Source organism: Streptomyces sp. NPDC057280 (assembly GCF_042668605.1).
In the GTDB taxonomy this organism is placed as follows: Bacteria; Actinomycetota; Actinomycetes; order Streptomycetales; family Streptomycetaceae; genus Streptomyces.
This window is the reverse complement of the sequence record NZ_JBHUYR010000004.1, coordinates 449,273-462,155: the sequence shown is the minus strand read 5'-3', so window position 1 is coordinate 462,155 and position 12,883 is coordinate 449,273. Positions and strand designations below refer to the sequence as shown.

Annotated in this window: 13 protein-coding genes; 6 read left to right on the top strand and 7 right to left on the bottom strand. The window is 72.6% G+C overall.

Translation table 11 applies throughout. The features are described from left to right. Positions 1 to 86: 86 nt before the first annotated feature. Positions 87 to 938 (top strand): HTH-type transcriptional activator IlvY, encoded by an 852-nt coding sequence (ilvY, locus tag ACFUO4_RS25975; protein WP_383489785.1) that lies wholly within the window; start codon positions 87 to 89, stop codon positions 936 to 938. Here the strand turns inward: ilvY and ACFUO4_RS25970 are convergent. Both ACFUO4_RS25970 and ACFUO4_RS25965 read right to left on the bottom strand, forming a co-directional pair. Further along, complete coding sequence (locus tag ACFUO4_RS25970) at positions 925 to 1,359, bottom strand: RpiB/LacA/LacB family sugar-phosphate isomerase (RefSeq protein WP_383488922.1); 435 nt, start codon at positions 1,357 to 1,359, stop codon at positions 925 to 927. The genes ilvY and ACFUO4_RS25970 overlap by 14 nt on opposite strands. Before the next feature lie 42 nt (positions 1,360 to 1,401). Continuing rightward, complete coding sequence (locus tag ACFUO4_RS25965; RefSeq protein WP_383488919.1) at positions 1,402 to 2,109, bottom strand: SDR family oxidoreductase; 708 nt, start codon at positions 2,107 to 2,109, stop codon at positions 1,402 to 1,404. Positions 2,110 to 2,210: 101 nt separating this feature from the next. On the opposite strand from ACFUO4_RS25965, the gene ACFUO4_RS25960 reads away from it, so the two are divergent. Beyond that, complete coding sequence (locus ACFUO4_RS25960) at positions 2,211 to 3,050, top strand: helix-turn-helix transcriptional regulator (protein WP_383488916.1); 840 nt, start codon at positions 2,211 to 2,213, stop codon at positions 3,048 to 3,050. 34 nt (positions 3,051 to 3,084) lie between these two features. On the opposite strand, the gene ACFUO4_RS25955 is transcribed toward ACFUO4_RS25960, so the two are convergent. Together ACFUO4_RS25955 and ACFUO4_RS25950 are read right to left on the bottom strand one after the other, a co-directional pair. Further along, on the bottom strand, positions 3,085 to 4,329 hold the full coding sequence (locus ACFUO4_RS25955; RefSeq protein WP_383488913.1) for an ROK family protein: 1,245 nt from the start codon (positions 4,327 to 4,329) through the stop codon (positions 3,085 to 3,087). Between the two features lie 36 nt (positions 4,330 to 4,365). Further along, positions 4,366 to 5,007 (bottom strand): alpha-ketoglutarate-dependent dioxygenase AlkB family protein, encoded by a 642-nt coding sequence (locus ACFUO4_RS25950; protein WP_383488910.1) that lies wholly within the window; start codon positions 5,005 to 5,007, stop codon positions 4,366 to 4,368. Positions 5,008 to 5,057: 50 nt separating this feature from the next. Here ACFUO4_RS25950 and ACFUO4_RS25945 point away from each other — a divergent pair, with 50 nt between their 5' ends. After that, positions 5,058 to 6,185 (top strand): methyltransferase, encoded by a 1,128-nt coding sequence (locus ACFUO4_RS25945; protein ID WP_383488908.1) that lies wholly within the window; start codon positions 5,058 to 5,060, stop codon positions 6,183 to 6,185. Here the strand turns inward: ACFUO4_RS25945 and ACFUO4_RS25940 are convergent. Then, positions 6,175 to 7,035, bottom strand: coding sequence for a ketose-bisphosphate aldolase (locus tag ACFUO4_RS25940; RefSeq protein WP_383488905.1), 861 nt, complete (start codon positions 7,033 to 7,035; stop codon positions 6,175 to 6,177). The two genes, ACFUO4_RS25945 and ACFUO4_RS25940, sit on opposite strands and share 11 nt — an antisense overlap. Positions 7,036 to 7,037: 2 nt before the next feature. Continuing rightward, positions 7,038 to 7,928: an SIS domain-containing protein gene (locus tag ACFUO4_RS25935; protein ID WP_383488902.1), complete on the bottom strand. Its 891-nt coding sequence runs from the start codon at positions 7,926 to 7,928 to the stop codon at positions 7,038 to 7,040. Between the two features lie 130 nt (positions 7,929 to 8,058). Between ACFUO4_RS25935 and ACFUO4_RS25930 the strand changes: the two genes are divergently transcribed. From ACFUO4_RS25930 to ACFUO4_RS25920, 3 genes are all read left to right on the top strand, one after another. Further along, positions 8,059 to 8,838 (top strand): DeoR/GlpR family DNA-binding transcription regulator, encoded by a 780-nt coding sequence (locus ACFUO4_RS25930; RefSeq protein ID WP_383488899.1) that lies wholly within the window; start codon positions 8,059 to 8,061, stop codon positions 8,836 to 8,838. A 93-nt stretch (positions 8,839 to 8,931) separates the two neighbouring features. Next, positions 8,932 to 10,749: a glycoside hydrolase family 15 protein gene (locus tag ACFUO4_RS25925; protein ID WP_383488895.1), complete on the top strand. Its 1,818-nt coding sequence runs from the start codon at positions 8,932 to 8,934 to the stop codon at positions 10,747 to 10,749. Positions 10,750 to 10,785: 36 nt separating this feature from the next. Continuing rightward, positions 10,786 to 11,874 (top strand): alpha/beta hydrolase-fold protein, encoded by a 1,089-nt coding sequence (locus ACFUO4_RS25920; RefSeq protein WP_383488892.1) that lies wholly within the window; start codon positions 10,786 to 10,788, stop codon positions 11,872 to 11,874. 62 nt (positions 11,875 to 11,936) lie between these two features. Here the strand turns inward: ACFUO4_RS25920 and ACFUO4_RS25915 are convergent, their stop codons facing one another. Then, a complete protein-coding gene (locus ACFUO4_RS25915; RefSeq protein WP_383488889.1) occupies positions 11,937 to 12,866 on the bottom strand; it encodes a hypothetical protein in 930 nt (309 codons plus the stop codon). Positions 12,867 to 12,883 lie beyond the last annotated feature (17 nt).

Genomic DNA, 12,883 nt, shown 5'->3' with positions numbered 1-12,883 from the left:
TCGAGTTGTAGGCTCACGGCGGGCGTTGCGGCAAGCGCAACCTGTGCAGCGCCCTCTTGCAGGATTTGAAAGGCGCAGGTGAGATGATGCGTGACGACCATCGGGAGCTGCGTCTTTTTCTACATCTGGCGCAGTCGCTGAACTTTGGACGGACCAGCCTCGACTGTCATGTCAGCCCCGCGACGCTGACGCGGACCGTGCAGCGGCTGGAGGCGGATCTGGGGCACCGGTTGTTCGACCGGGGGCCGCGCGGGGTGTCGCTGACGGCCGAGGGGCACCGGTTCCGTGAATACGCCGTCCAGGCACTGGAGTTGTGGCGCTCCTACCGCGAGGAGCATCCCGACCCGGCCGAACTGACCGGTCGGCTCGCCGTGTTCGCGACGGTGACCGCCTGCCAGGCGCTGCTGCCCGACCTGTTGGCCCGGTTCCGGGCCGCCCACCCCCAGGTGCGGCTCGACCTGCGCACCGGTGACGCGGCGGCGGCGCTGGCGCGGCTGGACGAGGGCGAGGTCGACGTCGCCGTGGCGGGCATCCCGGCGCGGCTGCCCGAGTCCCTGGTGGGGCGGACCGTGGCGGTGACCGAGCTGGTCCTGGTCACCGCCCGGGACCGGCCCGACCCCGGCCTCGACGGGCCCTTCGTCCTCCCCCACCGCGGGCTCGTCCGGGACGCCGCCGACCGCTGGTTCCGGGCTCGCGGCGTCTCGCCCGAGGTCGCCTGCGAACCGGACGGCCATGAAGGGCTGTTGACGCTGGTCGCGCTCGGCTGCGGTACGGGGGTGGTGCCGCGGCTGGTGCTGGAGCACAGTGCGGTACGGGACCGGCTGGCGGTGCTTCCGGCGGACCCTCCGCCGGAGCCGTTCCCGATCGGGTTGTGCGTACGGCGGGCCGATCTGCGGCGGCCCTCGGTGGCCGTGCTGTGGAGCCTCACCGCCCCCTGAGACGCTCCACGTTGGCCCGGTCCTCCGCGTCCTCGCTGACCTCGGCCGCGAACCACGCGTCGAGGATCTCCTTCATCAGCGGCTCGGACGTCAGGCGCAGGCCGAGGGCGAGGACATTGGCGTCGTTCCAGCGGCGGGCGCCGTCCGCGGTGTAGGCGTCGGTGCACAGGGCGGCCCGCACGCCGGGGACCTTGTTCGCGGCGATCGACGCGCCCGTGCCGGTCCAGCAGCACACGACCGCCAGATCCGCCGTCCCGTCGGCGACCTCCCGGGCCGCCGCCTCCGAGCAGACGGCCCACTGGGGGTCGGCCCCGGGTTCGAGGGCCCCATGGGTGGTCACCTCGTGGCCGCGTGCGCGCAGCTCGGCGACCAGGGCTCGCGCCACGGGTTCGTCCATGTCGGAGGAGACTGAGATCCGCATGTCGCGAGCCTACGCGGATCAGCGGATCAGCGGATCAGCGGATCACCAGGGCAGCGAGCCCTTGGCGTCGAAGTAGCCGCCGGTCGGTCCGTCGGGGCCGGTCCGGGCCATGCGGACGATGATCCCGGCGCCTTCCTCGACGCTCTGGTGGCCCGTGCGACCGTTGAGATCGGTCGCGGTGAAGCCCGGTTCGACCGCGTTGATCCGCATCTCGGGGAAGGCCTTCGCGTACTGGACGGTGATCATGTTGACCGCGGTCTTGGACGCCGGGTAGGTGATGGCCGGGTAGAAGTGCCCCAAGAACTTCGGGTCCGACATCGCGGTCAGGGAGGCCAGGCCGCTGCTCACGTTCACCACGACGGGCGCCGCGGACCGCTGGAGCAGCGGGAGGAAGGCGTGGGTGACGCGGACGACGCCGAAGACGTTGGTCTCGAACACCGTGCGCATCTCGTCGGCGGTGGTGCCGGCGGCGGTCGGGATGGCGTTGTCCGGGCCGCGCACCTCGATGCCGGCGTTGTTGACCAGGACGTCCAGGCCGCCCTCGGCCTCGATGGTCTTCGCGGCGGCCTGGACGGAGGCGTCGTCGGTGACGTCGAGCTGGACGAAGCGGGCGCCGAGCTGTTCGGCGGCACGACGGCCGCGTTCGGCGTCGCGGGCACCGACGTAGACGGTGTGACCCGCGTCGATGAGCTGTCGGGCAGTCTCGTAGCCGAGGCCCTTGTTCGCTCCGGTGATGAGTGTGATCGTCATGGCTCCACGGTCGCGCCGGAGCCACGGGACAGCCAGAAGACCCTTCTTCCTGGGACTCCCAGTACCAGGCACCCGCCCGGCCGACGCGGTTCACTGGGTGCATGACGACGACGGAACTCGGGCAGGCGCTGCGCCGCTGGCGGGACCGGGTCGCGCCGCAGACCGCGGGACTGCCGGCCGGCGGTCAGCGGCGGGCGGCGGGCCTGCGGCGCGAGGAGCTGGCGCTGCTCGCGGGGATCTCGGTCGACTACGTCACCCGGCTCGAACAGGGCCGGGCGGCGAACCCGTCCGGGCAGGTGGTCGAGGCGCTGGCGCGGGCGCTGCGGCTGTCGGGGGACGAGCGGGAGTATCTGTTCCGGCTGGCCGGGCTGGTGCCGCCGGGGCCCGAGACGGTGCCCGGGTACATCACGCCGAGCGTGCAGCGGCTGCTGGACCGGCTGGTGGACACGCCCGTCGGGGTGTCGGACGCGGCGATGACGCTGCTCGTGGCCAACCCGATGTACGCGGCGCTGATGGGTGATCCGTCGGGCTTGCGCGGCCTCGACCGCAACGGGGTGTGGCGCAACTTCACCGGCGCGCCCACCCGGGTCCGGCACACTCCCGAGGAGCGGCGCGACTTCGAGGTGGGGATGGTCGCGGAGCTGCGGGCGACGTACGCCCGGTATCCCGCCGACCGGCAACTGCGGCGGCTGGTCGCGGAGTTGAGGGCGAACAGTGAGCGGTTCGCCGAGCTGTGGGACGCGGGAGTCGTCGGCCGGCTGGAGGGCTCGCGCAAGACGATCGAGCACCCCCACGTGGGACCGCTGACGCTGGACTGCGATCTGCTCCGGGTGGAGGGCAACGACCTGCACATCCTGGTGTATTCGGCGGAGCCGGGCACCGAGGAGGCCGAGAAGCTGGCGCTGCTCTCCGTCCTCGGTACGCAGTCACTGGTCGGCTAGGGCGTGCCGGACGCCTCGGAGCAGGCGGGAACTGTCAGGCCCGCCCCAGGGCCCTGAGCGGGTCGTCCAGCACCGGCTGCCACGCCACCTCGGCGGCGCCGACCAGGCTGTTGTGATCCAGGGTGCACGCCAGGATCGGTACGCCGCCGCTCTGCCCCCACAGACTGCGGTCGGCGACGACCGCGCGCAGCCGGTCGGGATCGGCGGCGAGGAGGGTGCGGTGCAGGCCGCCGAGGATGATGCGGTCGGGGTTGAGGATGTTGACCAGCCCGGCCAGGCCCAGTCCCAGCCGGTCGATGAGGGTCTCGGCGGCGGCGCGGACGGTGGGGTCGTCGTAGTGGTCGCGGATGAGTTCGTTGGCCTGTTGGAGCAGCGACACCACGGGGCCCGGCTCGCGCCCGGCGGCCGTGAGGAGCGCCAGCGGGTCGGCCTCGACGTCGAGGCAGCCACGGCTGCCGCAGTGGCAGGGGCGGCCCTCGGGGTTGACCGTGAGGTGGCCGACCTCCAGGGCGAGACCCGAACTGCCCGTGTGCAGACGGCCGTCGAGGACGAGCGCGCCGCCGACGCCCCGGTGTCCGGTGGCCACGCAGAGCAGGTCGCGGGCGCCGCGCCCGGCACCGTGCCGGTGCTCGGCGAGTGCGGCGAGGTTGACGTCGTTGCCGGCGAACGCCGGCCCGGCGATGCCTGCCTCGCGCACGCACTCGGCGAAGATCCGGCGTACGGGGGCGCCGACGGGCCAGGCCAGGTGGAGCGGGTTGAGCGCGGTGCCGTCGGGTTCGGCGACGGCGGACGGCACGGCGAGACCGGCTCCGACGCAGCGGAGGCCGGTGGTGCGCAGCAGGTCGGCGCCCGCCTCGACGACCGAGCCGATGATCTTCGCCGGGTCGGCGTCGACGGTCTCGCGGGCGGGCGCGGTGGCGGCGATACGGCCGCCGAGCCCGACCAGCGCCGCGCGGAATCCGTCGGCGTGCACCTGGGCGGCGAGGACGACGGGTCCGTCCTCGGCGACCGCGAGCCGGTGCGAGGGCCGGCCCTGGGAACCCGCGGCCGCGCCGGGCCGGGCGTCGACCCTGATCAGACCGAGCGCCTCCAGCTCGGCGGCCACGGCTCCGGCCGTGGCCCGGGTCACGCCGAGCTCGGCGGTGAGCACGGCCCGGGTCGGGGCGCGTCCGGTGTGCACGAGCTCCAGTGCGGGCCCGAGCGCACCGCGCCCCCGGTCCAACCGCGTCCTCGAGGTGGTCCCTTCCCCCGCCGGCCGGGGGTCCGCCTTGCCGCTCATGAGGGCGAGTCTCCCATGATCCGCTGCGCGGGCCGTCTACCGGCCACTGACGCGGAGCGTGATGTTCAGCCGCCCGGTCAGCCCCAACTCCGGCGGCGCGCTGCCCGGGTACACCTTGGGCACGCCGTGGTAGGCGAGCCGTGCGGGCCCGCCGAAGACGAACAGGTCCCCGCTGCGCAGCTCCACGTCCGTGTAGGGCCGGGTCCGCGTCTCAGGGTTGCCGAACCGGAAGAGACAGCTGTCACCGAGGCTGAAGGACACGACCGGCGCGTCCGACTGCTCGTCGCTGTCGCGGTGCATGCCCATGCGGGCGTCACCGTCGTAGAAGTTGATCAGGGCGATGTCGTACGGCGGGGGTGTCTCCCCGAGCGCCTCCCGCGCCGCGTCGCGTCCCAGCTCCCCGAGCCACGCCGGGAACGGCTTCACCGGGGAGCCGTCGCCGTCGACGACCGTGCGGGCATAGCCGTACGGGTACCAGTGCCACCCCAGACACACCTGCCGGGCGGTCATCGTGCCGCCGCCGGGTGTGTGTACCGTCCGCAGTCCGGCGGGCGGACGGGCCCACTCCCGGCAGGCCTCCAGCAGCTCGCGCTGCCGCCCGGCGTCGAGCCAGTCCGGTACGTGCACCGCGCCCGGCGCGACCTCGGTACGGGACCTGGGGAACAGCTCGGCGTCCATGAACCCATTTTCCCTGGGTCGCTTAGCCTGGACACACGATGAACGACTGTATGACGACGCCCTGGGGCGAGCTGACGCTGGCCCGTTTTCCCGAGGACCCGCGTGACCGGCTGCGTGCCTGGGACGCCTCCGACGAGTATCTGCTGCGGCACCTCCAGGAGGTCCCCCTGTCGGGCACGGTCGTGGTCCTCGGCGACCGCTGGGGCGCCCTGGTCACGGCGCTGGCCGCGCACGGGCCGACGCAGATCACGGACTCGTACCTGAGCCAGGAGGCGACCCGGGCGAATCTCGCCCGCAACGGCGTCGGGACCGGCGCGGTGCGGCTGCTCACGACCCAGGACCCGCCGCCGGAGCGGATCGACGTGCTGCTGGTGCGGGTGCCGAAGAGCCTGGCTCTGCTGGAGGACCAGCTGCTGCGCCTCGCGCCCGGGGTGCACGAGGGCACGGTCGTCGTCGGCACGGGCATGGTGAAGGAGATCCACACCTCCACGCTGAGGCTCTTCGAGCGGATCATCGGCCCGACCCGAACCTCCCTCGCCGAGAAGAAGGCACGGCTGATCTTCAGCACCCCGGACGCGTCGGGCAAGAACGCCGCCAACCCGTGGCCGTACAGCTACGCCCTGCCCGAGGGTGTCGGGCCGGTCTCCGGGCGCACGGTCGTCAATCACGCGGGCGTCTTCTGTGCCGACCGGCTCGACATCGGCACCCGGTTCTTCCTGGGCCATCTGCCGGACAGCGGGGGCGGCCGGCGCGTCGTGGACCTCGGCTGCGGCAACGGAGTGGTGGGGACGGCGGTGGCGCTGGCCAACCCCGAGGCAGAGGTGCTGTTCGTCGACGAGTCGTTCCAGGCGGTGGCCTCGGCCGAGGCGACGTACAAGGCGAACGGTGTGCCGGGGCATGCCGAGTTCCGGGTCGGGGACGGGTTGAGCGGAGTGCCGGACGGGAGTGTGGACCTCGTGCTCAACAATCCGCCGTTCCACTCCCATCAGGCCACGACCGACGCCACCGCGCGCCGGATGTTCGCCGACGCCCGGCGCGCGTTGCGGCCGGGCGGCGAGCTGTGGGTGGTCGGCAACCGTCATCTGGGGTACCACGTGACGCTGCGGCGGCTGTTCGGGAACAGCGAACTGGTGGCCAGTGACCCGAAGTTCGTGGTGCTCAGGGCCGTCAGGAAGTAGCGCGGCCGAGCAGGCGGACGGTGCGCTCCACCTCCCCCGCCATCGCCTCCCGGCCCACGGCCAGGTACGTGCGGGCGTCGACCGCCTCGGGGTGGGCGCCGAGGTACTCCCGTACGGCGCCGGTCAGGGCGATGTTGAGGGCGGTGCCGATGTTGACCTTGGTGATGCCGCCGGTGACGGCCGCGGTCAGTTCGTCGTCGGGCACGCCGGACGAGCCGTGCAGGACGAGCGGGACGTCGAGGGCCGCGGCCAGGCGCTTGATGAGGTCGTGGTCGAGGGCGGCGGTGCGGGTCGTCATCGCGTGCGTGCTGCCGACGGCCACCGCCAGGGCGTCCACGCCGGAGTCCGTGACGAAGGCGCGTGCCTCGGCGGGGTCGGTGCGGGCGCCGGGGGCATGGGCGTCCAGCGGTGGTTCGCCGTTCTTGCCGCCCACCTGTCCCAACTCGGCCTCGATCCACAGGCCTTGGGCGTGTGCCCAGTCGGCCGCGGCACGGGTGGCGGCGAGGTTCTCGGCGTAGGGCAGCCGGGCGGCGTCGTACATCACGGAGCTGAACCCGGCGTCCGCCGCCTGCCGCAGCAGGGCGTCGCTCTGGACGTGGTCGAGGTGCAATCCGACGGGCACGGCGGCGCGTTCGGCCGCCGCGACGGCGGCGCGGGCCAGGGGGTGCAGCCGCCCCCGCCTGAACTTGACGGCGTTCTCGCTCACTTGGAGGACGACGGGGGCGTCCGCCGACTCGGCGCCGGCGACGACCGCCTCGACGTGTTCGAGCGTGACGACGTTGAAGGCGGCGACGGCGCGGTGCGCGGCGGCGGCAGCGGCGACCAGGTCGCCGGTGGGGACAAGAGGCACGGCTACTCCTGTGCGCCGGCGAGGATCACGGAGCGGGTGAGGTGGCGCGGCCGGTCCGGGTCGAGGCCCCGGGCGGCCGCGACGGCGACGGCGAGCCGCTGGGCGCGGACCAGTTCGGCGAGCGGGTCGAGGCCGCCGTCCACCCACAGGGCCCCGGTGCCCCGCACCTGTTCGGCCAGCCCCTCGGGCGCCTCGCCGAACATCCAGGTCGCGGTGCCCTGGGTCGTGATGCTGATGGGGCCGTGCCGGTACTCCATCGCCGGGTAGGCCTCGGTCCAGGACAGCGAGGCCTCGCGCATCTTCAGTCCGGCCTCGTTGGCCAGGCCCACGGTCCAGCCGCGGCCCAGGAAGGTGAACTGCGCGCAGTCGACGAGGCCTTGGGGCAGCGGGTCGGCGAGCGCGGTGCGGGCGTCGGCGACGGCTTCCTCGGTGTGCAGTCCCAGGTGGGCGCGGAGCAGGGTCAGCGCGGTCGTCGCGAACCTGGTCTGCACGACGGACCGTTCGTCCGCGTAGTCGAGCACGACGACGTCGTCCGCGGCCGCCATGACGGGTGTGCGCGGGTCGGCGGTGATCGCCGTGGTGCGTATACGCCCCTTCAACTGCCCCAGCAGGTCGAGGACTTCGGTGGTGGTGCCGGACCGGGTCAGGGCGATGACCCGGTCGTACGACCGCCCGGGCGGGAACTCCGACGCGGCGAAGGCGTCGGTCTCGCCCTGGCCCGCGCCCTCGCGCAGCGCGGCCACGGACTGCGCCATGAAGTACGACGTGCCGCACCCCACGATCGCGACCCGCTCCCCCGGCACCGGCAGTACCCCGCGGTGTCCGTCCGCCTCGGCCGCGGCGCGGGTCCAGCACTCGGGCTGGCTCGTCAGCTCGTCCTCGACATGCGTCATGGCGTTACCCCTCCCCCATGAATGCCTGATTGTTTGTGCAAGATATAGCGAGCTTTCGAGCAGAATCAAGCATTCGGACGGGTGTGGGGTGCGCTAGGGTCGCCGGGTGATCGAGGATGGGAGGGTGCGCATGTCCCGCGACGCCCGCTGGAAGGCGCTGCTGGAACTGCTCGTCGAGCGCGGCCGGCTGGAGGTCGAGGAGGCCGCCGCCGAGCTGGAGGTGTCGGCCGCGACGATCCGGCGCGACTTCGACCAGCTGGCCGAGCAGCAGATGCTGGTGCGCACGCGGGGCGGGGCGGTCGTGCACGGGGTGTCGTACGAGCTGCCGCTGCGGTACAAGACCGCCCGGCACGCCTCCGAGAAGCAGCGCATCGCCAAGGCGGTCGCGGATCTCCTCGCACCCGGCGAGGCGGTGGGACTCACCGGCGGTACGACCACCACCGAGGTAGCGCGTGCCCTGGCCGTGCGCAGCGACCTCACGTCCGGCTCGCCCGCGCTGACCGTCGTCACCAACGCGCTCAACATCGCCAACGAGCTGGCCGTACGCCCCCAGTTCAAGATCGTGGTGACCGGCGGGGTCGCGCGGGCGCAGTCGTACGAGCTCATCGGGCCGCTCGCGGACGGGGTGCTGAGCCAGATCACCCTCGATGTGGCCGTGCTCGGCGTGGTCGCCTTCGATGTGACGCACGGGGCCGCCGCGGCCGACGAGGCGGAGGCGGCGATCAACCGGCTGCTGTGCGAGCGGGCCGAGCGGGTGGTCGTGGCCGCCGACTCCAGCAAGCTGGGGCAGCGGGCGTTCGCCCGGATCTGCGCGGCCGAGTCGGTGGACATCCTGGTCACGGACACGGCCGTGACCGCGGAGACGCTGCGGCGCTTCGAGGAGGCCGGGATCAGGGTGCTCGCGGTCTGAGACGGCCGGCGAAGACCCCGCGCCCCGCCGTCCGACTCGTTCTGGACACCGGCCCCACCGGATCGACCTAGGCTGGGTTCCATGGAGGCTGCCATGAGCGGACCATCGACTGACCAGCCCTATCTGCCGATCGCCGAGCACGGCCTGATCGGCGATCTGCGCAGCGTGGCCCTGGTGGGCACGGACGGCACCATCGACTGGTACTGCTGCCCGTCCTTCGACGCGCCGAGCGTGTTCGCGGCGATCCTGGACGCGGAGCGGGGCGGCGCGTTCGAGCTGGCGGCGTCCGTGCCGGCCCGGACCAAGCAGTTCTACTTCCCCGACACCAACGTCCTGATCACCCGCTTCTTCACCGAGGACGGGGTCGGCGAGGTCCAGGACTTCATGCCCGTGGACGGCGAGAAGGCCGAGGTGGAGCGGCACCGGCTGATCCGGCGGGTGGTGTGCGTACGGGGTTCGATCCCGTTCCGGACCCGGGTCGCCCCGCGCTTCGACTACGGCCGGCAGCAGCACCGGCTGCGCATGGTCGGCGACGTGGCGCTCTTCGAGTCGGAGAAGCTGTCGCTGGGCCTGACCGCGACCGTGCCGCTGGAGACGGACGGCCTGGACGCGCGCGCCGACTTCAAGCTCGCGGAGGGCGAGTCGGCGGTGTTCGCGCTGGACCAGGTCGGTGGGGAGGTGTCGCCGCGTCGGTGCGCGCGCACCGAGGCCGAGGAGCAGTTCGGGACCACGGTGGCCTATTGGCGGCGCTGGCTGTCGCAGTCCAAGTACCGGGGCCGCTGGCGGGAGATGGTGCACCGCTCGGCGCTCACCCTCAAGCTCCTCACCTACGCGCCGACCGGCGCGATCGTCGCCGCGCCGACCACGAGCCTGCCCGAGCAGCTGGGCGGCGAACGCAACTGGGACTACCGGTACGTGTGGGTGCGCGACGCCGCCTTCTGCGTCTACGCGCTGCTGCGCCTCGGCTTCACCGAGGAGGCCGAGGCGTTCATGAACTTCGTGACCAAGCACATCAGTCCGGGCGACGGCAAGCCGTCGGGGCCGTTGCAGATCATGTACGGCATCGACGGCCGCACCGATCTCACCGAGTCCGAACTCCCGCACCTGGAAGGGCATCAGGGCTCCGCCCCGGTCCGGATCGGCAACGCGGCCTCCGACCAGCTGCAACTCGACATCTACGGCGCCCTGATCGACTCCATCTACCTCTACGACAAATGGGCCAAGCCGATTTCGAGCGCCCAGTGGGACGATGTGTGCGCGCTGGTGGAGTGGGTGTGCGCGCACTGGGACCAGCCCGACGAGGGCATCTGGGAGACCCGCGGCGGCCGGAAGAACTTCCTGTACTCGCGCCTGATGTGCTGGGTGGCGATCGAGCGCGCGATCCGGATGGCCAACCGGCGCGGCCTGCCCGCCGATCTGCCCCGCTGGCGGGAGTGCCGGGACACCATCTACCGGCGGATCATGAGCCGGGGCTGGTCGCAGGCGCGGCAGGCGTTCGTGCAGCACGAGGACGGCGATGTGCTGGACGCGGCCGTGCTGATGATGCCGCTGTCCAAGTTCATCGCGCCGACCGACCCCAAGTGGCTGTCCACGCTGGACGCGTTGACCCAGGAGCTGGTCTCCGACTCGCTGGTCTACCGTTACGACCCGCTGGCCAGCCCGGACGGACTGCGCGGCGACGAGGGCACGTTCTCGATCTGCTCGTTCTGGTACGTCGAGGCGATGGTGCACGCCGGCCGGGTCGACGAGGCACGGCTCGCCTTCGAGAAGATGCTGACGTACGCCAACCATCTCGGCCTGTACGCCGAGGAGATCAGCCACACCGGTGAGCAACAGGGTAATTTCCCGCAGGCGTTCACCCATCTCGCGCTGATCAGCGCGGCGTTCAACCTGGACCGGGCGCTGGGCTGACCAGGTTTTCGCCTTCCCACCCACAGGGAGACGTTGATGGCTCAGAAGGCCCTCGGCTTCGGCGAGTTCGGGTTGACGGAGGTGCCCGGCTCCGACGGGTTCTGGGCATCGGCGCGCGGGCCGCTCTCCGTGCCCGCCGGTGCGGACGGCTGGGTGACCCTGTTCCTGTGGCGCGGGTCCGAGGCATGCGTCGAGTTCGAAAGCTGGTCGGGCCCGGTGCCGTTGCGCCGGTGGGCCGGCACGGACTGCTGGTACGCGCGGGTGCGCATGCCCGAACGACTTCGGGTCACCTACCGGTTCCTCGTCGACGGCACCGCGTACGCCGACCCGTTCAACCCGGTCGGAGCGGGCGGCGACCGGTCCATCGCCGCGACGCCGGACGCGCCGCCGCAGCCGCACTGGCCGGACATCGGTGCCGACGACGTCCTGCCGCTGCCCCGCGCCCGGCTGCGCTGGACCGGGGGACGAAGCGGTGGACGCCGTACCGTACCGGTCCATCCGGTGGGCGGCGGGGGGCCGTTGGTACTGCTGCTGGACGGCGACGACTGGCTGCGTCTGCAACCGGCCATGACCGCCTTCGAGTCGGCGGTCGCCGCCGGCGACATGCCTCCCGTCACCCTGGTCTTCCTCCCGGCCAGGGACCGCCGGACCGAGTACGCCTGCCGGCCCGAGCTGTGGCAGGGCGTCCGGGACGAACTGCTGCCGCTCGTCGCGGAGTCGGGCGTGCCGGGCGACCCGGACCGGCTGGTGGTCGCCGGGCAGAGCCTCGGCGGGCTCAGCGCCCTGTACGCGGCGCTGGAGTTCCCCGAGCTGGTGTCGCGCGTCGCCTGTCAGTCGGGGTCGTTCTGGTGGGCGCCGGGCGCGATGGAGTCGGCGGACCTGTTCGGCGGCCCGGTGGGCGGCGGCATCGCCGAGCGCCTGCGCGAGCTTCCCGATCTGTCCGGGCTGCGGGTCGCCTTCGACGTGGGGGAACACGAGACGCCGATGCTGGCGCACTGCGGTCTCGTCGAGTCACTGACCGAGCGGTGCGGTGCGACCGTACGGGTGTCCCGGTCGGCTTCCGAGCACGACCGGGCGGGATGGCGGCACGCGCTGCTCAGGGACGTCGCCTGGGCACTGGGCTGACCGGCCGGTCCACCGCGCCACCGCCGCCGCTGCGGGTTCAGCGGCGGCGGTGCGTGTCCGGGTCAGTGACCGTGCTCGCCCTCCACGCCCGCGTGCCCTCCCTCACCGGTCGTCACGGTGAACGCCGCCGTGTGGACCTGTCCCTGGTGCTTGAAGTCGAGGAACAGGCGGTACGTCCCGGCACTGGGCGCGGTGGCCGTGAAGGAGATGTCCGGGCCGGGCTCGGTCGTGGCGTCGCCCGGTGCGCCGTTGGGGTGGACGTGGAGGTAGGCCAGGTCGCCGGAGCGCAGGGCGACGAGGTGGCCGTAGGCGCCGAGGTAGGGCTGGAGGTCGGTGACGGGGCGGCCGTCGCGGAAGACCCTCAGTTTGAGTTCGGTCGCGCTGTTCGGGGTCAGTCCGCCGCTCAGCTCGACCTTGTAACCGTCGACGGTCGCGGTGCCGGCCGGCGTCGGGAGCTTCTGGGCCGTATAGCTGCCCGAGGCCGCCAGGTCCGCGCCGAGGACGAGGTTCTCGGCACCCTTCTTCGCCGGGGTGAAGTCGGCGAAGACGCGGTAGCCGCCCGCGCGGGGCAGTTCGACCGGGATGCTCCAGGTGCCGTCGGCGGCGCGAGTGGGGTGCAGATGGCGGTAGGTGACGAGGTCGCGTGAGGCGACGATGAGGTGCAGTTCCTTGTCGTGCTCGCGCTGGTACGCGGTGACGGCCCGCCCCGCGGAGTCGCGTACCGCGAACCGCAGCTCGGCCCGCTGCCCGGCCGTCACCCGCGGAGTCTCCAGGTCCAGGGTGTAGCCGCCCTCGGAGATCTGCAGCCCACCGGCCGGAGACGCCGGGTGACCGCCCTCGCCACCCCCTCCCTCCTGACGGTCATGACTCTCATGCGAGGCGGGCGCGCTCTCCGTGACCACCGGGTCGACGGCCTTCCCCACGCCGTAGGCGGTGCCGAAGGTCGCGGCGAGCGCGGCGGCGAACGCGGAGATCTTGAGTCCGGCATGCATGGCCAGCTCCTCGGGAT

Bases quoted from the DNA above. Each gene is read 5' to 3' on its own strand.
- ACFUO4_RS25955 (WP_383488913.1), bottom strand. From the start codon at position 4,329: ATGAGCGGCAAGGCGGACCCCCGGCCGGCGGGGGAAGGGACCACCTCG.
- ACFUO4_RS25935 (WP_383488902.1), bottom strand. From the start codon at position 7,928: ATGACGCATGTCGAGGACGAGCTGACGAGCCAGCCCGAGTGCTGGACC.
- ACFUO4_RS25930 (WP_383488899.1), top strand. From the start codon at position 8,059: ATGTCCCGCGACGCCCGCTGGAAGGCGCTGCTGGAACTGCTCGTCGAG.
- ACFUO4_RS25965 (WP_383488919.1), bottom strand. From the start codon at position 2,109: ATGACGATCACACTCATCACCGGAGCGAACAAGGGCCTCGGCTACGAG.
- ACFUO4_RS25950 (WP_383488910.1), bottom strand. From the start codon at position 5,007: ATGGACGCCGAGCTGTTCCCCAGGTCCCGTACCGAGGTCGCGCCGGGC.
- ACFUO4_RS25945 (WP_383488908.1), top strand. From the start codon at position 5,058: ATGACGACGCCCTGGGGCGAGCTGACGCTGGCCCGTTTTCCCGAGGAC.
- ACFUO4_RS25925 (WP_383488895.1), top strand. From the start codon at position 8,932: ATGAGCGGACCATCGACTGACCAGCCCTATCTGCCGATCGCCGAGCAC.
- ACFUO4_RS25960 (WP_383488916.1), top strand. From the start codon at position 2,211: ATGACGACGACGGAACTCGGGCAGGCGCTGCGCCGCTGGCGGGACCGG.
- ilvY (WP_383489785.1), top strand. From the start codon at position 87: ATGCGTGACGACCATCGGGAGCTGCGTCTTTTTCTACATCTGGCGCAG.
- ACFUO4_RS25915 (WP_383488889.1), bottom strand. From the start codon at position 12,866: ATGCATGCCGGACTCAAGATCTCCGCGTTCGCCGCCGCGCTCGCCGCG.
- ACFUO4_RS25920 (WP_383488892.1), top strand. From the start codon at position 10,786: ATGGCTCAGAAGGCCCTCGGCTTCGGCGAGTTCGGGTTGACGGAGGTG.
- ACFUO4_RS25970 (WP_383488922.1), bottom strand. From the start codon at position 1,359: ATGCGGATCTCAGTCTCCTCCGACATGGACGAACCCGTGGCGCGAGCC.